General features: G+C 54.8%; 22 protein-coding genes. 20 read left to right on the top strand and 2 right to left on the bottom strand.

The features are described from left to right. Position 1 precedes the first annotated feature (1 nt). From Q4T40_03965 to Q4T40_03975, 3 genes are read left to right on the top strand one after another with little or no spacing between them, the layout of a single operon-like run. Positions 2-445 carry a hypothetical protein gene (locus tag Q4T40_03965; protein MDT8900397.1) on the top strand — a complete coding sequence of 148 codons (444 nt, stop codon included), beginning with the start codon at positions 2-4 and terminating at the stop codon, positions 443-445. Continuing rightward, entirely contained in the window at positions 442-843 is a 402-nt protein-coding gene (locus Q4T40_03970) for a DUF3168 domain-containing protein (GenBank protein ID MDT8900398.1), read from the top strand. Before Q4T40_03965 ends, Q4T40_03970 begins: the two co-directional genes overlap by 4 nt. Before the next feature lie 4 nt (positions 844-847). Next, positions 848-1,300, top strand: a complete 453-nt coding sequence (locus tag Q4T40_03975) for a phage tail tube protein (protein MDT8900399.1) — start codon at positions 848-850, stop codon at positions 1,298-1,300. Positions 1,301-1,392: 92 nt separating this feature from the next. Here the strand turns inward: Q4T40_03975 and Q4T40_03980 are convergent, their stop codons facing one another. After that, complete coding sequence (locus Q4T40_03980) at positions 1,393-1,668, bottom strand: cytotoxin (protein MDT8900400.1); 276 nt, start codon at positions 1,666-1,668, stop codon at positions 1,393-1,395. Next, positions 1,655-1,939, bottom strand: coding sequence for an AbrB/MazE/SpoVT family DNA-binding domain-containing protein (locus tag Q4T40_03985; GenBank protein ID MDT8900401.1), 285 nt, complete (start codon positions 1,937-1,939; stop codon positions 1,655-1,657). The genes Q4T40_03980 and Q4T40_03985 overlap by 14 nt, the downstream gene beginning before the upstream one ends. A gap of 100 nt (positions 1,940-2,039) precedes the next feature. Between Q4T40_03985 and Q4T40_03990 the strand changes: the two genes are divergently transcribed. The 17 genes from Q4T40_03990 (at position 2,040) to Q4T40_04070 (ending at position 17,578) form a co-directional block, all read left to right on the top strand. Then, the gene (locus tag Q4T40_03990; protein ID MDT8900402.1) at positions 2,040-2,384 is read left to right on the top strand and encodes a hypothetical protein; all 345 of its coding nucleotides are present in this window, start codon (positions 2,040-2,042) and stop codon (positions 2,382-2,384) included. Positions 2,385-2,470: 86 nt separating this feature from the next. Then, positions 2,471-2,713: a hypothetical protein gene (locus Q4T40_03995; protein ID MDT8900403.1), complete on the top strand. Its 243-nt coding sequence runs from the start codon at positions 2,471-2,473 to the stop codon at positions 2,711-2,713. Positions 2,714-2,716: 3 nt separating this feature from the next. Beyond that, on the top strand, positions 2,717-5,920 hold the full coding sequence (locus tag Q4T40_04000) for a hypothetical protein (GenBank protein MDT8900404.1): 3,204 nt from the start codon (positions 2,717-2,719) through the stop codon (positions 5,918-5,920). A gap of 3 nt (positions 5,921-5,923) precedes the next feature. After that, complete coding sequence (locus Q4T40_04005; GenBank protein MDT8900405.1) at positions 5,924-6,274, top strand: hypothetical protein; 351 nt, start codon at positions 5,924-5,926, stop codon at positions 6,272-6,274. Between the two features lie 3 nt (positions 6,275-6,277). Next, on the top strand, positions 6,278-6,901 hold the full coding sequence (locus tag Q4T40_04010; GenBank protein ID MDT8900406.1) for a hypothetical protein: 624 nt from the start codon (positions 6,278-6,280) through the stop codon (positions 6,899-6,901). Continuing rightward, positions 6,885-7,265, top strand: a complete 381-nt coding sequence (locus Q4T40_04015; GenBank protein ID MDT8900407.1) for an NlpC/P60 family protein — start codon at positions 6,885-6,887, stop codon at positions 7,263-7,265. The genes Q4T40_04010 and Q4T40_04015 overlap by 17 nt, the downstream gene beginning before the upstream one ends. Then, positions 7,253-11,230: a host specificity factor TipJ family phage tail protein gene (locus Q4T40_04020; GenBank protein MDT8900408.1), complete on the top strand. Its 3,978-nt coding sequence runs from the start codon at positions 7,253-7,255 to the stop codon at positions 11,228-11,230. Before Q4T40_04015 ends, Q4T40_04020 begins: the two co-directional genes overlap by 13 nt. Before the next feature lie 14 nt (positions 11,231-11,244). Then, positions 11,245-11,691 carry a hypothetical protein gene (locus Q4T40_04025; protein MDT8900409.1) on the top strand — a complete coding sequence of 149 codons (447 nt, stop codon included), beginning with the start codon at positions 11,245-11,247 and terminating at the stop codon, positions 11,689-11,691. A 10-nt stretch (positions 11,692-11,701) separates the two neighbouring features. Then, a complete protein-coding gene (locus tag Q4T40_04030; protein ID MDT8900410.1) occupies positions 11,702-13,039 on the top strand; it encodes a hypothetical protein in 1,338 nt (445 codons plus the stop codon). 14 nt (positions 13,040-13,053) lie between these two features. After that, positions 13,054-14,463: a phage tail protein gene (locus tag Q4T40_04035; GenBank protein MDT8900411.1), complete on the top strand. Its 1,410-nt coding sequence runs from the start codon at positions 13,054-13,056 to the stop codon at positions 14,461-14,463. Between the two features lies 1 nt (position 14,464). Next, complete coding sequence (locus tag Q4T40_04040; protein ID MDT8900412.1) at positions 14,465-14,911, top strand: hypothetical protein; 447 nt, start codon at positions 14,465-14,467, stop codon at positions 14,909-14,911. Positions 14,912-14,933: 22 nt separating this feature from the next. Further along, positions 14,934-16,085 (top strand): 4Fe-4S cluster-binding domain-containing protein, encoded by a 1,152-nt coding sequence (locus Q4T40_04045; protein MDT8900413.1) that lies wholly within the window; start codon positions 14,934-14,936, stop codon positions 16,083-16,085. After that, positions 16,064-16,483 carry a hypothetical protein gene (locus Q4T40_04050; GenBank protein MDT8900414.1) on the top strand — a complete coding sequence of 140 codons (420 nt, stop codon included), beginning with the start codon at positions 16,064-16,066 and terminating at the stop codon, positions 16,481-16,483. Before Q4T40_04045 ends, Q4T40_04050 begins: the two co-directional genes overlap by 22 nt. Further along, positions 16,483-16,890: a hypothetical protein gene (locus Q4T40_04055; protein MDT8900415.1), complete on the top strand. Its 408-nt coding sequence runs from the start codon at positions 16,483-16,485 to the stop codon at positions 16,888-16,890. Before Q4T40_04050 ends, Q4T40_04055 begins: the two co-directional genes overlap by 1 nt. After that, positions 16,883-17,101 carry a hypothetical protein gene (locus Q4T40_04060; GenBank protein ID MDT8900416.1) on the top strand — a complete coding sequence of 73 codons (219 nt, stop codon included), beginning with the start codon at positions 16,883-16,885 and terminating at the stop codon, positions 17,099-17,101. The genes Q4T40_04055 and Q4T40_04060 overlap by 8 nt, the downstream gene beginning before the upstream one ends. Before the next feature lie 46 nt (positions 17,102-17,147). Then, on the top strand, positions 17,148-17,339 hold the full coding sequence (locus tag Q4T40_04065) for a hypothetical protein (protein ID MDT8900417.1): 192 nt from the start codon (positions 17,148-17,150) through the stop codon (positions 17,337-17,339). Further along, positions 17,336-17,578: a hypothetical protein gene (locus Q4T40_04070; GenBank protein ID MDT8900418.1), complete on the top strand. Its 243-nt coding sequence runs from the start codon at positions 17,336-17,338 to the stop codon at positions 17,576-17,578. Before Q4T40_04065 ends, Q4T40_04070 begins: the two co-directional genes overlap by 4 nt. Positions 17,579-17,608 lie beyond the last annotated feature (30 nt).

Here is a 17,608-nt window from a genome sequence, read left to right on the forward strand (position 1 = left end):
GATGGCTGTTTTCACGGTAAATCTGGGCATCAACGATCTCCAACGGTCCCTCGGAGCTTTCAAAACTTACGACGCACAGACCCAGGCAAAACTGCGTTCGGCAGTTCAAACCTCAACGTCGAACATCATGCTGGGCGCTAAACGGCGGGCGAAGGTGAAGTCCGGAGGGTTGGTAAAAGGCATTTCCATGTCCTACGACGGCATTCGAAACATCGGCATTGTCCGGGCAAAATCTTCGCACGCCCACCTGGTGGAGTACGGCGCCAGGACCGCGAAAGAGCGGCCAAAAAACAAGAGGGCCCTGCACAGCAGTGCATTGACAGGAAGCGGTTTTGCCGCTGCCGCGAACATTCCGGCTCGGAGGGAATTTCCTTTTATGCGACCTGCATTCGAGGACGAAAAACCGAACCTGGTCAGGTCGGCTGAGGCGGCGATCAAACCATGATTATCATGCGGCGCATACCCATGACAGCCCTGCAGACAGGGCTGTTTAGCTTATTGTCTGCCGGGCAGACAACGCCGGTATATGACGACGTCCCGGAGAATGCCGTTCTCCCGTATATCACGATCGGCGCTTTCACCTGCAAGCGGCTGCCTGACAAAACATCGGATATCTGGGAGTCGTCGCTCCAGATACACATCTGGTCGGATTACAACGGCAAGGCGGAGATCAACGCGGTCGCCAACGACATTGCCACGGTGGTTTCGTCGGCCTCGATCGAGGCGCCTGGCTTTTTTGTCATCAGCCAGGACGTCGATTTCTTCGAGGCGTTTGCCGAGGAAGAGTTCGGCTATCACGGCGTTCTCACCGTCGTCATAACCATTCAAAACACTGGAGGCTGATAACATGTCCGTGAATCTACCGACTAATCCGTCACCGGCCCAGGCTACGGTCGGCAAGGATTATCTGCTTTATATCAACACCGGCACCGCTACGGTTCCGATCTGGACGCTCATCGGCGGACAGCGGGCAGGCACTCTGACCCGGAAAGGCGACACCATCGACGCCTCTGACAAGACCACCGGCGGCTGGAAAGCTTCGCTGATCGGGCTTCTGTCCTGGTCCATCTCTCTGGACGGCCTGGTGCTGCTCCAGGACGCGGGCATTACCGCCTTGGAAACCGCTTTCAACGCCGGCAAGCAGGTCAACATTCAGTTCGTTTATCCGGACGGAAAGTATCGTACCGGCTGGGGTTCCATCTCCGAGTTGACCATCGACAACCAATACAACCAAGCCGCCACGCTGAAGGGCACCATTGACGGCGTAGGCCCGCTCTCCGATCTTACCGACCCTTCCTAAGGCGGAATAAAGAAAGGCCGGCCGGGGTCGCGCTATGCGAGCCTGGGCATATGACAACTCCCACCGCCTATAGGCGATGGGAGTTGTTACCCTTAAGGTCTTTTGAGAGTCATGTCATGTTCCCCAATATTCCGCAAATAAACCGTATCAGGCTTGATGTATTGGAAAGACACACGGATACTCATGTTCACCGAAGCCTCAAAAATGTCCGCAGTCCCCTGAATCTTTTTGATGCGTAATGAAGGATGCCGTGGATTCTCTTCGATGAGCCGTAGGAACTTTTCGACCTGTTCGATGGTGAGAACACCCTTGCCGACCAATTTCTGGAGTTCTTTTATGAACCTGTCACTGCGGCTAATCTTGGGCACGTTTGATTTCCTCCAGGAGTTCGCCCGCCGAGTATTCTTTGCCGTGCCCTTTTTCGGCTATTTCCTGTTCCACTTCCTTCTCAGCGGCCTGCCATTCCTTCGACCAATACCATGCTTGCTCCTTAGGAACAAGGGTCTTCGGTGTGATGATGATTTTGCCGTTCTCGATAGTGTACTCCAGTATGTCGCCCTCACGGATTGCCAGGGTCTTGGTTAGTGATTTGGGCAGGGTCACTTGGTTCCGGCTGCGTACCTCAATGTGGCCTGTCATTTTGACGCCCTCCGTTTTTGTGAATTTCTTACTTTCAGTATATCCGAATTTCACACAAAAAGAAACCCTTCATCCATAATTATTAATCAAGGAGGAAATTATGAAAAAGATCATTCCCTTTGACCACTTTGAGGCCGGGCAAACCATTTACTTCGACATCGTTCGCCTTGCCGAGCTGGAGAAAGTGCTGGGCGATTCCATCATAAACGTGGTTCGGCGCCAGGACGCCGGCATTAACTTCTGCATCGCGGGCTGCCTGGTCGGCCTAAAGCACCACTATAAGCGGCCGACAGCGGCGCTCATGGCTGAGAAGATCGAGGAATATCTCGACAAGGGCGGCAACCTGGACGAGCTGGCGCTACCGATCGTGCAGGCCATCCTGGCCACCGGCATCTTCGGAAAGGTGGATCAGGAAAGAAAAAACGCGGAAGAGCCCAAGGCGTAACCTTCGAGTCTTTTGCGGAGTGGGTTGAATGGGCGGAGCCTTTGGCCTATGGGCAACTGGAGTTGAAACCTTGGGAGTTCGGCCGATTGCAGCCACAAGAATTCATCTTGCTCCTGGAAGGCTACTCTTGGCGCCGGAGACAGCAGGAAAACATGATCGCCTACTTCGTCTGCCAGTTGATGAACATCGAGGGCAAATACCTGGCCCAGCCGATCGGCGTTGCCGATCTTCTTGAGCCGATCCGGGGCGAGCGCAAGCAAAAACGCAGCGACGATGAGGAATATCTGCGCGAGCAGTTCAAGGATATCCTAAGAAAGGAAAGGGTGTGAGGATTGTCGACTATCGCTGAACTCTTAGTCAAAATCGGGGGCGACAACTCCGGGCTGAAGAAAACTCTGGACGACAGTCAGTCCAGTGTACAAACCGCCTTCTCCACAATCCCCATCACGAACTTCACCGGCGCGATCAGCGGGGCGGCGGACGGCATCGGCGGCATGATCGGCAAGCTTACAGGGTTGGCCACACTTGCCGCCGGCGGCTTCGGCCTGGGCGCCATCGTCGATAGTGCCGTCAACGCCGGCGAGGCTGTTTATCAACTTAGCACCCGGCTCGGCGTGGGCACACAGGAGGCCGCAAACCTATCCAGGATTCTAAAACTGACTGGCGCCGACGGCGATTCATTCGCGGGCGCCATGCTGCGGCTCGATAAGAATTTTAATGCGTCAGGGCAGGCTGGGGAAAAAACCCGCGCCACCCTGGCGCTTTTTGGTGTATCTCTTACTGACAGTGCCGGTAAACTGTTGCCGTTGAACCAGCAGTTGGAGAACCTGAGCAAGGGCTACAAACTGGCTGAAGCCAACGGTCTTCAGCAAGAATTCATCATGGAAACGCTGGGCGTGCGTGGCATGGCGCTCGTCAAAACGCTAAAAGACTACGGCGAGGCTGCCGAAAAAGCCGCCCAAATCCAGGGTATCGGCCTCGACCCTCAAAAACTGCATGATCTGAAACTGAATATGGAAGTCGTGTCGATGCAGGCCGGCCAGGTCGGGCTGGCGCTTGCCGGCGCCCTAACGCCGGTAGCGCAGGAGGTGTTTCCACCGATCATGTCTGGCCTGCAGACGACGGCTGCCTTCCTGAGTGAGAATAAAACCCAAATCGTTGAACTGACAAAGGACGCCCTGGAACTGCTTGCCGCGTATAAAGGCATCCAGCTGGCAGGCGGCGCCGCCAGTGCCATCGCCTCCTTATGGCAGACCGCAGCTGCACAGGCAGCCGCGTCGGCTGCCACGCAGGCTGCCGCTGCCGATGGACTTTCCGCTGCACAGGAAAGAGCTATCGCCCGGGCCGTTGCTGCGAGCGATAAAATGTATGCCAAGATGCAGGCCGACGCGGTAAGAACCGCGCAGCAGGCGGGCCTGAGCGCGGAGGAAACCGCTGCGGTTATCTCCGAGAAGTGCGTCGAGATCGCCAATGCCGGCGCGATCGCGGCCGCGAAAATCCGGGCGGATATGACCGCCGCCTTTACGGCTCAGGCCGAAGCAGCCCGAATCGCCGCAGCCGAGTCTGTTGCTGCTAATGAAATGAGCGCCGCTTCCGCGAGAGTGGCCGCAACAGCCGAGGCGGAGCTGACAACCGCGACGGCTGCACAGGGCGCCGCTGCGGTGGCCGCTGGCGAGCAAACGGTCGGCGCCATGGCGACGGCCAAAGTGGCCGCCGGCAACTTCCTATCAAGCCTTTGGGCCTTGGCCGGCGGCTGGGTCGGCGTGGCTGTGGCCACAGGCTTCGCTATAAAAGCCCTGGTCGAGTATCTGGATGGGCTTCATAAGGTTCAGAGCTACAACCCCAGGGCGGAGGTTTGGGACGACCCTAGTCGGCCTGGAAAGCACCTGGTCGGCCGCACCGTGGCCGGCCACTGGGAAGAGGCTCCCGGCACCGAAATGGGCGGCTATTGGGTGCCCGAACATACCGAGCGGGTTGTCATGACGGACGCCGAGGAAGAAGAACATGCCGCCTACACCGCCTGGCGACAGAAACAGGAAAATAACAAGCCCTGGCTCCAGGACGGCAGCAATATTGATCCCACTCTGGCCGCCCAGATGGCCGCCATTGAGGCGGCCGGCCGGAAAAACCCGACCCATTCCGTTCACGACCACCTGGCGCAAATCCAGCGGGCCAACGAGCAGGCGGCCCAGCTCATGGCCGATCTGAATAAACGGATCGCCCAAAGCACCAGCATTGCCTACGAGGCCGGGATGGCGAACATCGCCGATGAAGTCCAGCGCATGAACAACCAGGTCGCCGAGATCACCAAGAACGGCGGCGACGCCTCGGGCCTCTCTGAGAAAATCACCCAATACCAGAAGGTCGCGGTGGAAAAAGTCAAGCGGGTTTGGCGTGAAGCGTGGCAGGATGTCAAGGATCAGGCGGCTCTGATGAACGCTCAGTTGCTGAATGATAAGAATGCGGAAGCTGATGCCGAGTATCAGATCGCGCTGACCCGAATCGAGAAGGAACGTCAGGCCGAAATCAACGCCATCGCTCAGAATGGCAACGATCAAGAAGCTATAAGCCAGGCGAACGCAGACGCCGAGGCCAAGAAAAAGCTGGCCGCCCGAAAGCGGGATTACGCCAAGGGCGACAATTTGCTCCAGCAGGACCGCGACGCCCTGGAAAGCGCCCAGTTGCAAGTCGCCATTGCCGGCAAAACGCAGGCCGAGATAGACGCCATCCGTCAGCAGGGACTCAATCAGTACATTGCGGATCTAAATGGCCAGTATGCAGCCGCGGCCGGCGATGCGGCGCGCCAGCTCGCAATTCAGCGCCAGCTCGCCGATGCGATTTCACAGCAGCACCAAATGGCCGCCACCAATGCAAAGACGGCCTGGGAAGTCGCTTTCACGGAAATCCGGGATGAACAAACCAACTATGCCGACATTATCGTCGATGCCTGGCACGATATTAAAAGCACCACGACGGACACCTTCACGAAGATGGTCACAGAGGGAATGTCCGCCACCACGGCGCTCCGGAACATTTTCCAGTCCGTCGTTCAAGACATCGAGAAAATGTTCGTCAAAATGTGGGCGGAGCAATACATTCTGGGTCCGCTGCAGCAACTGATCGGCGGTATGGTCGGGACGCCGGCCGCCGGCGCCGCCAAAACCGCGACGACCGGCGGCGCGGGATTAACTTCCATCCCGAGCCCGTCGGAAGCTTCCGGCCTGGGCTTTGCCGCTCTGGGCGGCGACGTTTCCGGCTGGACAATCGTCGGCGAGGAAGGCCCGGAACTGGCGTACTTCGGCGACTCGGCTCACGTTTATACGGCGGGCGAGTCGGTGGTCATGGCCAACTCGGCAAGTGCCTCGGCCACCCCCAATATTAACGTGAATGTCGTTAACCGCAGTGGCCAGCAACTCACCGTCACGCAGCAGGCCCAATACGATCCGGCTACCCATACCACCTTGATGCAGATGTTCGTCGACGGCGTGAACAAAAACCTCGCGGGGTCCCGCGACCTGCTGTTCGGGAGGGGTTAATATATGGACTATCCTTTTTTTCCGGCTATCGCGCCGCCGTCGCTGTCGCCCTCCGGGCCGCAGGAGGATGTCTTTCAAGATAACAGGATCAGCTCGCCGGTGGACGGCGGCTACATGGTTAGCCGCCCTCGCTATACCCGGAACGTCATGGGCAAGAACTTCACCTGGGTCGCGATGACGAACGCAGATTACGCGCTGTTCAAAGCCTTTGCGTTGGCGAACTACGCCAACATTTTTATTTGGATCGACCAGGACACCGGGCAGCCGGTGAACATGCAGTTCGTTTCTCCGCCTAAAGCCGCGAAGACGCTGCTGGGCTACTGGCATGTGGAAATATCGATTGTGGAGGCCTAACTTATGCCGTTACCATTTTCGAGCGCCGGTCTGATCGAAAAAAATAAACTTGCCAATGACAAGCCGTGGATTGTGCTGTTCGAAATTCAGCTGCCTGATGGGACAAGCGCCTATCTGGCGAAAAACAACGAGGTTGTGACCTGGCGGAATATTGTCTGGGAGCCGATTCCAATGCTGCTTTCGGACAACAGTCAGGACATGAAGTCGATGTCAACATTCACCGTTCAAGTATCGAACGTTTCCGGCGTCGTCCAGGCGTACCTTGAGGAATATAACGGCCTGGTTGATTGCGTGATTGTCATTAGGCTGGTCCATGCGGCGCATTTGGACAATACGAATCCGGAGATTGAGGAATCGTTCAATGTGCAAAGCACCTCCTACGATGAAGAGTGGGTCACCTTTACCCTGGGGTCGGATTTCTGGATGTACTACCGGGCTTTGGCGGACAGGTATTTGCCGGACTTCTGCTGCTGGAAGTACGGTTCGATCAAATGCGGCATACCGGCGGCAACACTGGCGCAGTACCCGACCTGCAGTCACACCCTGGCCGACTGCAAGCTGCGCGGCAACACGACGCGGTTCGGCGGCTGTCCGGGAATGGGAGGTTTCTATGCATCGAATATCTGACCTGGTTGGAAGGCGTTTCAAAGAAGGTGCAACCGGACCTGAAGAGTGGGATTGCTGGGGGCTTGCCGTGGAGATATTCCGCCGTTTTGGCATTGAATTGCCGGACTACCGGCTAAACTGCGAGACGGTTGCCGGCGGGTTCGCAGAAAACCGAGGGGAGTGGTTACGGTGTGCCGGGGAGATTCCGGTCCCCGCGCTCCTTGTTTTTACAACGCAGGGGATATGTGACCATATCGGCGTTTACCTCGGCGCCGGCAAGTTTATTCATGCTCATGAATCAGCTGGTGTGGTGATCGCCCGGACCGACCATATTTTCTGGAAAAAACGGATCGAAGGCTATTATGTGCCGGGGTGGCTGCCGTGAAGTTGATTTTCGTCCGTAATCCGGTCACGCCGGACAAGCGGGAAATTAAATACGTGGACGCCGGACCAACCATTGCCGAACATATCGCGCCCATCATCCGTCTGTGGCCGGATACCGACTTTTCCGTCAGCGTCAACGGCCACCGGCTGGAAAAAGAGGAATGGGACACTTTAGTTCCCGGCGATGAGGACAGTGTGGTTGTGCACCCTGTGCTTGCCAAGGGGTTATCCAACTTTTTCCGGGCTGTTTTCGACATCGCTGTGATGACCTGGTTCGGCAATCTGTTGGCCCCTCTCGGCGGCGGCAGTACGTTCATGCAGGGTTTGTGGCGGGCTGTCGGCACATATATCGGCGGTCGCATCGCCAACGCCATTCTGCCGCCGCCGAAACAGCAGGAACAACAGCAGTCCACCACCTACGGCTGGAACGGCCCGCAGCCGACCGCCAAGCCGGGAACGCCGGTGGCGAAAACCTACGGGACGGTCCGGATATCGCCTGTTTTGCTGTGCAGGTTCGTTACGTCCGACGGGAATAGCCAGTTCCTGAACCTGCTCTACTCGGGCGGCGAAGGGCCGGTTGACTCCATCGACAACATCCTGATTGACGGCAACCCTATCGGAAACTACACAAACGTTACCTACGACATCCGGTTTGGCACCAATGATCAAACGCCGATCCCCAACTTCAACGACACAGTCACCGATTACGAGCTTGGCTATGAACTGGATACCGCCGGCGACTGGTCGACTCAGCAGACGATAGGGAACACGGTGCAAGGTTTGCAGATTACGGTCGAGTTCCCCTATGGCCTTGCCCACATCAACGACGACGGCGGCCTGGGAACGGCTTCGGTAACGGTAGAGGCGCAGTACAGGCTGATTGGCACGACAACCTGGACCGAGTGGCCGCTGACAAACGGCGGCACAACTTCTAACTCAAAAAACACCTCCCTTTGGACGGCCTACAGAATAGATAATCTGACGCCAGGGCAGTATGTCGTCCGGGTGCGCTGTGCAGGGAAATCCGGCACATCAACAAGGGACTTGACCCGCGTCTTCTGGATTACCCTGTCCGAGATTATTTATGACGATTTCGCCTATCCCAACAGGGTTTTAGTCGGCATAAGGGCGCTGGCGACAAACCAGCTGTCAAGCTCCGATCCCACCGTAACCTGGGAGCAGACTCGTTCTACTGTTTATGTTTTGAATCCCAATACCGGCCAATATGAGCAGAAGCGGGCTTCAAACCCGTATTGGGCCTGCTACGACCTGATTCACGGCTGCAAGTATTTGAAAAACATCCACACCGGCAAGTACGAGTATTGCATTGACGGCAACCCGGCCAGCCGAATTGATTACAACGCCTTCACAGCCGCTGCCGTCTATGCCGACGGGAAGGTGAACGGGGATTACCGTTTTAGTCTCAATATTTATCTTTCCGAGGACCTCTCCTTCTGGGACGCCTTGGCGCGGCTGGCGATTGTGGGCCGGGGCGCGGTCATTCCCAAGGGCACGCTGTACAGCTGTATTTGCGACATGCCCGGCACGTCAACCCAGCTCTTCACCGTGGGCAATATCACGCAGAAATCGTTCAAGGGCCAGTTCGAATCCACCAAGGACCGGGCTACCAGCGTCGAGGTGACTTTTTACAACAAGGAGAAAAACTACGCGGCCGACGAGGCGGTTTACTACGGTCCGGGCTATGAGTCGTCAGCCGTGGTCAGCAACCCGGTGCGGACGACCTACTATGGCATCACCGACTACCGACATGCCTACGCCGAGGCGGCGTATTTGTCACGATGCAACCAGTACCTTGTAAGAACCGAGAACTGGGAAGCCGATATTGACGCCATAGCCTGCACCCTGGGCGATATTGTCGACGTGCAGCATGATATACCTAAATGGGGTGACGCCGGGGGCCGGATCGTTTCGGCGACGGAAACCACGGTTACGTTGGATAAAGAGGTCACGCTGCTTGCTAATCAGCCCTACGCTATCAAGATTCGGCTGTACACCGACGAGATTATCGATGCGCCGGTAAGCATCTGCGGTGAAGATATGACCACGGACAAACTTACAGTAGTGACGCCGTTCGCGACAATTCCGCGGCGGTACGATGTCTATGCTTTCGGTCCGGTCGGGAGGGAAACCAAGCCGTTTAAAGTCGTCGGCATCGCTAAAAGCGGCGATCAAAAGGTCAAGATCACCGGAGTGGAGTACGTCGCGGCGGTTTACGATGAGAAAATTGGCGCGCCGGTTGTTAACTACAGCTCGTTTGACACCTCCCCTGTTGAAGTCACCGGTCTGAGCGGCGGCGAGGAAACGTACATGCAAACGGATGGAACCATCGTCTCCGTTCTCCATGTTTCCTGGGCCGCGCCGAAGAACAGCTTCGTCGCGGGATATTCCGTCTGGTATAGCAGCGATAACGGCGGTTCCTGGCTTTTATGGGCGGCTGGAATCCGGTCGGCTAATACAACGATACTCAACGTGAAAGCCCTTGCCACTTACCTTGTGAAGGTCTCAACCGTAAACGGCATCGGCGTTGTATCACCCGGCGTTATCTCCGAACCCTTCCACATCGCCGGCAAAATTACTCCGCCGGCGAGTGTAGAGGGGTTCACGTATCAGGAAGTAACGGGCGGCTTCTTGCTCTCGTGGCAGGCGAATAGCGAAATTGATCTCGCCGGCTACAATGTTTATCAGGGCGCAAACAACGTCTCAATGGACGCCAGTGTATTGATCGCCGATAAAATCATGAATACCTGTCTGTTTGTGCCGGTTGCTCAGGCGGGTCAATATGCTTTTCACATTGTAGCCATAGACACCAGCGGCAACGTGTCGCCAGCGCCGGCCACCATCCTGGCCTCGTTTAGCGTACCGCCCGATGTGCAGGGGTTTGATGTGGTTCGCATCGGCGACGATTTGGATTTCAGATGGCAGCCGGTTTCCGGGGCCAATATCACCTACGAAATCCGCCGGGGCGCAAGCTGGGAACTGGGCCAGCGTATCGGCAGGACGACGAGTCCTTACTACCGGTGTCTGTTCCCGACGCCGGGTGATCACAGCTTCTGGATCAAGGCCATCGACAGCTACGGCAATTACAGCGTAAACGCGCAAAATAACAGCGTGGTCATTGTGGATTCCGGGAACCGCAATGCCGTGATCACCATCGACCAGGCGGCGAATGGCTGGACTGGGGCGTCGCTGAATACTTATGTCCATGACGGCGGCCTGCAACTCGCCGACGGGGCCATACGCGGCCAGCATATTGTCGAGGTGGATATCGGAAAATCCTTCACCGCCAGAAGCACGATATTGGCCGACATGATTGGCGTGAAGGACACCGGTATTACCTGGGGCAGCGCCAATTTTACCTGGGACGACGCCGAGGCGCAAACCCCCTGGGAACCGGACGGCGACATTACCGGCATTACGCTGGACCATCAGATTTCGCTATTTAAAGGCATCCCTTTGAATATCATCGAGTCCCTTTCCCTTGACGGCACAGCAGATGGCGACCTTGGCACACCTGCGCAGGAGGCCGTGCAAGTTACTTACGCGAGCGGCCGTTTTCGGCAGGGAGCATTTGTTCAAGACTTGACGAAGCTTTCCTGGGGAATAAACATACCGGCGATATATAATGTAGTTTTTTATGTAAGCGTTACTCAGCCAATTGTTGACAACGTGGTCTATATGACCTTCGAAGGGGCGGGCGGCCGCCTGCTGGTCGGCTACGACGCGAGTAAGGGAGTTTTTTATCTTGCGGACCATCTGGGAAATCGAAATGAGGCGAGGGTAGAATTCAAAAGCACCGACTGGCTGACGTTTGGAATTGTGCAAACCCAGACCACGAGAAAATTATATGTGTATTCGTTCAGTGCGAATGCGGCAGGAAACTCCGAGGCGGCTTACGGGCCGGTCGGCAATTTCACAGCCGTTTTTTTGTATCCGAAATTAAACTGATGGAGGCAGATCACGTGGAGAAAAGCGATGTAAAAGTCAAAGGCAGCCTGTGCCTAACCTTAAAAAAAGAAGACGGCACAGTGGAAGTCCGCCGAAAAGATAACATCATTGTAGCCGGCGGCTTTGATTTTATCTGCCAGCAGATCGCCGGCACGCCGGCCAACGTCATGAATGCCATCGCCTTGGGAACCGGCACGAATACCCCGGTGGCTTCGCAAACCGCGCTGACGGCGGAAGTCGCCCGCCAGGCCGCAACCTATTCTCATACCGCCGGGACGCAGGTATTTACCCTGAGTGCGACCTTTAACCCCGGCGTAGCCACCGCTGCCATCACTGAGGCCGGCGTGTTCAACAGCGCAACCGCCAGTTCCGGCACGATGCTGGACAGGGTTGTTTTTTCGGTAATCAATAAAGGGGAAAACGACACCCTGACGGCCCAGTTCCAGTTCACTTTAAGTTGAGGAAATAGCAATGGCGACAACGGTTAACGTGACTTCATCGCCAGGAGGCGCCTACACCTGGGGAACCGCCAGCTTTGCCTGGAACGATCCCGATGGCGGGAAAACCTGGGATACCGTTTATCCTGTCGGTTATACCTTGAGTGTGGGCGAAGGCTGGGCGACAGCGGATGCCTGGAACCAAGGATACACCCTCAATCCGCGTGAGGGCTGGCATGCGGCGGAACTGTGGTCACAGGCTTTTGCTCACAACATCGGCGAGGCATGGCGAACCAACGAGGGCTGGGCCGATATCTGGCTGCCCATGCTGCATATCTTTGAAGGCTGGACAACGGTGGAAGCGCCTGTGAAATCCATGTCCATGCCCTTGGCCGAAGGCTGGATGACAGCGGAAACGGCTTGGCGGATGCCTAAAATCCTTAAAGCCGGGGGCTGGGCGGCAGATGAGGCCATGAGCAGTGAGGTGATAAAGGTGAACCGCGAAGGATGGGCAACAGCGGAATTGGCTTCCCGGCTGACAGCGAAGATCAGCCGGGAAGCCTTCCAAGCTACCGACAACCAGCCGGTATGGAGCGTAATTCTTGCTGCGCTTGAGGCATGGAGCGCCGCCGAGACCTATCATGAAATCACCGAATTCAATTACCGGGCGATAGAGCATATCGCCTGCGGGGAAACGTCGATGAATAACAGCAACAAACCATTTTCCGAGTCTTTCACCACGGCCGATTCCTATGCCCAGAACGCAAGGAAAGGGCTCGGGGAATTGCTTGCGATCACGGAAGTTCAGAAAAACACCGCTCAGTTCCAGCGAATGTATTTAGAAGCCTTACATACTGTGGACGCCATCGCCAGCGTGTACCACCTTACGCAAGCGGAGGCGGTTTTTGTTGTCGAGGCCTATTTGCGAAACGCCAACGCCGTTCTTAGCGACATTGCCTTCGGTACAGGCGACCTTTCCCTGGAGGCCTTTCTGCACCTGAATTCGCCTGTCGGCTATACCCCGTTCACCAAGTTCGTTCCCGGCGAGCTGGAATACCAAAAAGCGCTCATTGCCCTTGTTCTCACAGGACCTTTGACCACCGGCAGGCCGCAGATTACCAACTGGCAGCTTACCGTGGACGTGCCTGACCAGAGAGACAACGGAACATGCGCCATCCCGGCGGAAAACACCTTCGTTCCGTATAACGTGCGGTTTTTTGCACCTCCCGAGGTACTGGTCCAGCTTCGGGGCGGCAGCACCGGGACGCCGGATATTACCCGAATTACAGACGAAGGGTTTTACGTGCAGATTCAAGACAGCGACGGCCAGCTTGTGGCCGGGACGATTGTCTGGTCTGCCGACGGCTATTAAAAGGGGAGATGCGAATGCAGCAATTTGTGAATATCCAGAGTACGGAAACGCTGACCAACAGCCGCCAGGAAATACTGAATAATGATTTCACAATCATGTCCTGCAATTCCGGCACTTCTTTCCCGACCACGAATCTTCAGGTCGGGATGCTTTGTTTTCGGACCGATTTAAACCAGATATTTGAGTTGAAAGATTTAACACCGACCTGGGTCTTAATTGCCGACCTGACTAAAACCTATACCAATAAGGAATATGTTGACGCCCAGGCTGCTGCCCGCCTTGCTCTGAGTGGCGGCACGATGACTGGGAATATGTATTTTGATGTCACGGGTGCCGAAAAAGACATTATCTTTAGCGTAAGCGGCGCAAATAAGTGGGGCATTTACGGGAACAACGGCGGTATCGGTCTGTATGACTGGCTTAACAACCGGAACGTTCTGCAATATAACCCCGTAAACAATAGTTTAAACACTGTCTCTGCGCTCCAGGTTTCCGGAAATACCGTTTGGCACGCCGGTAACATGGGGACAGGAAGTGGTCTAAACGCCGACACTTTACAGGGATTAAATCCGACAAACTTTCTTACCGCAGGCGTTCCTATCGGCGGTATTATTCCATGGACCACAAGCGCTTCAATTCCTACTGGCTATTTGGAATGCAACGGGCAGGCGTTAAGCCGCACCGTTTATTCGGAATTGTTCGCGGTGATCGGCACGAATTACGGGGCCGGCGACGGTTCGACTACCTTTAACCTACCCGACCTGCGGGGCGAGTTTTTAAGAGGTTTTGATAACAATCGAGGCATTGACGCAGGGCGTGCTATGGGAAGCTGGCAGGCCGACCTGTTCAAGAGCCATAACCACATTATGCCGTGGGGTGAAACGAAAAACGTAACTACCCCTCCCTGGGGTTGGGCCGCTGGTTATGACGGAGACAATCAAAGGGGCTCCGGCAGTACGGATGCGAATAACTCCTGGTATTATACGTCTTCCACCGGCGGCGCGGAGACCCGCCCCCGCAACGTCGCCCTGATGTTCATCATCAAGGTGAAAAATGTGGTTGGGTCCGATCCAGCCGTGCTGAACGGCAACGCCAACTATTTAGGCGGCGTTGCCGCTGACGGATACGCGCTGGCCAATCACACCCACCCGACGGGCGTGGTGACGATTCTTACCGGCACCATCGCCCACGGCGGCACGATTCCGCTGCCCACCGGCTACACCCAGGCGCAATGCGCCTGGATTGTTTCGCCCTATAACTTCAATACGGCGGCATTTGACGTAAACGAAGGCGGTACTTGGCCGGGTTTCACCTTTCAGTGCTACGCCGACCCGACAACGAGGGTCGTGACGGCGACGCACGGCTTCAACGTACAGAGCGCGCAGGCTTGCACCGCCTACTACATGATTATTGGGGTGAAATAATTTGAAATACTTCTTCGACGCCAACGGCCTTTGCAAAGGCGGGGCCATTATCATTCAGAACCCTCAAAATGACGATCCGCCGCTAGGAACATTTGCCTGGGGCAGCAACCCCTTTGCTGCCAAAATAGACGGTTCGGCCGGTTATGATCCCTACAATGTGGTGAATGAAAGCGGCGCGCTCCGCAACAGGAATGCGCTTACCCTTGTTGGCGACAGCACGACCAATACAGGAGCAGTCAAGTTTCACGTTTCGTCAGTATCGTACTACCCCGCCAGAGTGTTAGTAAATAGCGTCGCTTATGTCCTTAACAGTACAAGTCCCCTGGAAGTCGGGGGCTTTGCAGCGGGGGCCGCGGTTACGGTTGCGCCAAACAGCAACTATTCAACAGGGAATACGTTAACGCTGTATGCGTACGACCCGTGTAGCTGTTCTTGCTGCAACGGGTAATTTTATTTCCGGGAGAAAACAAATGATAAGTGCTCCAAAATATTCATTCAAGGAGGGGCTGTTCTTTGCCCCTTCCTACAGAAAATATACCTTCCTGGTGACGGACGACTGTAACCTAGAGTGTCAATATTGCTATGAAAAATATAAAGCCCCTAATAGCATGTCCTGGGAAGTGGCCAGGAAATTTGTCGACCAAATCTTTGCAAAAGATATTCATACCCATCCTTTTCCCGAGACGACTTTTGACTTTTGCGGCGGCGAAACCTTGCTGAAAGCGGACTTAATCGATCAATGCATTACTTATATCAAAGAAAAAATTGCCGAGGGCGGAGGCGAACAAAACTTCAAACCGATCCGCTACAAGCTGGTAACGAACGGCACCTTGTTTGGCGATGCTAAAGTGAGGAAGCTATTTGAAAACCATCGAATCGAATGCGGCGTTTCTATCGACGGCCTGCCCGCACCCCATAACAAACTGCGCTGCAATTCTTACGACAGGATCGCCCCGCAGGTCGAATGGTGGAAATCGACGCAAAACGGCCGGGCCACGGCGATGGTTACCGTATCGAGCGAAAATGTGAGCGATTTGGCAAAAGGCATCCGGCATTTAGTCGAGGATTTGGGGATTTATAATCTATCGCTATCCATTGTCTTTGACGACGATAACTGGCAGCAGGACCAATATGCCGAGAGCTTTTTCGCTCAGCTCATTGAAATCGCCAACCTTATGCTGCAGCCCGAGTACTTTTCCAAGGTATGGTGCAATGCCTTTGATATTGGTTCGTTCATGCCGGTGCATGACCGCTACCCTGCTTGCCCGTCCACAAAGACAGGACTTTCGGTGGACTATACCGGCAAGCTGTACGTTTGCTTCCGGTTCAAAAATCCCGAAATGCGCCGGGACTTCAGTGTCGGCGACGTGGATAGCTGGATTGATGAAAGCAAGATGGCGGTATTTCAAAACTGTACGACCGGCAACATACAAGGTTTTGAGGAGTGTGCTACGTGCGATATAGGCAGCGGCTGCAAGCGGTGTCCCGCCTTGAACGCTGAAAAGAACGGTGGTTTATACTGCGGAACCATTAACCTTTGTAAAGTACACCATGCCCGTTTCTTTGCGACGAAATACCTGATGGAAAAGAGGGCGGCCATATGGCGGCAAGCATACAAATAATCAATGTCCTGGCCTGTCAGGACAAAGACGGTATTATTCAGTATCTTACCGCTGCCGGGCAGGTACAGGATAATGCCGCAGCACAGAATCAGTGGTTCGACGACATGAACCGGGTGCGACAGACCTTGCCCGTGGTTTTAAGTCTGGATGAATTGCTGGCGATCTGCGAAGCTGTGTTAACGGCTTATCCCAAGGCCAACAACGCCCTTTTTCAAAGAGCCGTTGTTTTGAATGATAAAGGCGAGTATCAGGATGCGTTAGCTATCATCAATCAAATCTATCCTTTAATGGCCGGCGGGAAAAAACCTGCCCTGTTTCTGAAAGTGCAGCTATTGAAGTGCTTGGGCGCTCCTGCATCTGAAATCAATGATGTCTTAACGGAATTGGAGGGGTTGTGATGATTGAAAAAGTTTGCTGGTATATCGTAAAGGACGACAAGGTGATGGCGGTATCGCTTGCCCAGCCTTGTGCCGTAGATGCCGCTGCCAGGGGTGAAACGGTAATCAAAAGCAATTGGTATGAGGATAACTTGCTTCTCATTAAGTCGGTAGACGAGGCGGGTAAGGTACAGTTAAAACATGTTGTGACCGGGGAAATCGAAAAGGTCGCTGCCGATTTAATCAGAGTTCATATTAAGAGTGAAACTTTCACAGGCAGCGCCAAGCTCAATGTCCTGGGCACGCTTGTAGATAAAAAAGTCGGGGAAGTACTGGAAATCGAAACTTTGCCCAATTATCCGCTTGTGGTTAGTTTTGAGCCTTCCCAGGAATATGTCGGAGTGATAAAGGAGGTTCATCGTGCCTAAAGCCATTCTAAACGGCGGAAAAATTGTGATAGTTAAAACGGCGGGAGACGTTATTAACGAATATGCCGATTTGATTATGCAAGTCCGCAATGATTATCTTGACGCTCAGATTTTATTGGAAGGAAAGCCTGAGGAAATCGAAAAAGCACGGCTGGCGTATAAAGAAGTTTTGATGCGACGGCAAAAAGAATTGGATAATGTGGCTGAATGACGATTTATCAGACGCGTAGGCATCCATTTTTATGGAGGTGTAAGTGATGGTACAGCCTGAAAGGTTTTGCATGGAACACAGCGGCCAGTGCAAAGCGATTGCTACTCTGGAGAAGAACGATGAGGACATCTTTACCAGGCTCCGCGCGCTGGAAATAGCCGTTTGGAAGGCAGCCGGGGCGACCGGAGTAATTACAGGCATCGTGGTTGTTGTCATTCAGAAGGTGCTGTTCAAATGATGAAGCGATGGTTTTCTTTCCTGCACGATAACTGGGTGGGTGTTATCCTGACGATGACGCTCGTCTTGTTTTTTGTCTATCTGTATGCCTTCTTCCGCAACGGCCATTACGGCGAGCACTATGACCTCGCGAGCTGCTGGGCCGGTGTGGGCGCGATAGCGGCAGCGGCGGCTACCGGGTATGGAAAGTGGTGGACAGACAGTAAGTACAATAGTGTCGGTGGACAAAAACCGGATTAGTAACCAAAACGCTCCATGAGTTAATAAAAT

This window comes from Selenomonadales bacterium 4137-cl (assembly GCA_032334055.1).
GTDB lineage: Bacteria > Bacillota > Negativicutes > Sporomusales > UBA7701 > Anaeroselena > Anaeroselena agilis.

Coding starts and splice junctions, on each gene's coding strand:
- Q4T40_03965 (MDT8900397.1), top strand. CDS start 2: ATGGCTGTTTTCACGGTAAATCTGGGCATCAACGATCTCCAACGGTCC.
- Q4T40_03970 (MDT8900398.1), top strand. CDS start 442: ATGATTATCATGCGGCGCATACCCATGACAGCCCTGCAGACAGGGCTG.
- Q4T40_03975 (MDT8900399.1), top strand. CDS start 848: ATGTCCGTGAATCTACCGACTAATCCGTCACCGGCCCAGGCTACGGTC.
- Q4T40_03985 (MDT8900401.1), bottom strand. CDS start 1,939: ATGACAGGCCACATTGAGGTACGCAGCCGGAACCAAGTGACCCTGCCC.
- Q4T40_03990 (MDT8900402.1), top strand. CDS start 2,040: ATGAAAAAGATCATTCCCTTTGACCACTTTGAGGCCGGGCAAACCATT.
- Q4T40_04005 (MDT8900405.1), top strand. CDS start 5,924: ATGGACTATCCTTTTTTTCCGGCTATCGCGCCGCCGTCGCTGTCGCCC.
- Q4T40_04010 (MDT8900406.1), top strand. CDS start 6,278: ATGCCGTTACCATTTTCGAGCGCCGGTCTGATCGAAAAAAATAAACTT.
- Q4T40_04015 (MDT8900407.1), top strand. CDS start 6,885: ATGCATCGAATATCTGACCTGGTTGGAAGGCGTTTCAAAGAAGGTGCA.
- Q4T40_04030 (MDT8900410.1), top strand. CDS start 11,702: ATGGCGACAACGGTTAACGTGACTTCATCGCCAGGAGGCGCCTACACC.
- Q4T40_04035 (MDT8900411.1), top strand. CDS start 13,054: ATGCAGCAATTTGTGAATATCCAGAGTACGGAAACGCTGACCAACAGC.
- Q4T40_04045 (MDT8900413.1), top strand. CDS start 14,934: ATGATAAGTGCTCCAAAATATTCATTCAAGGAGGGGCTGTTCTTTGCC.
- Q4T40_04050 (MDT8900414.1), top strand. CDS start 16,064: ATGGCGGCAAGCATACAAATAATCAATGTCCTGGCCTGTCAGGACAAA.
- Q4T40_04055 (MDT8900415.1), top strand. CDS start 16,483: ATGATTGAAAAAGTTTGCTGGTATATCGTAAAGGACGACAAGGTGATG.
- Q4T40_04065 (MDT8900417.1), top strand. CDS start 17,148: ATGGTACAGCCTGAAAGGTTTTGCATGGAACACAGCGGCCAGTGCAAA.
- Q4T40_04070 (MDT8900418.1), top strand. CDS start 17,336: ATGATGAAGCGATGGTTTTCTTTCCTGCACGATAACTGGGTGGGTGTT.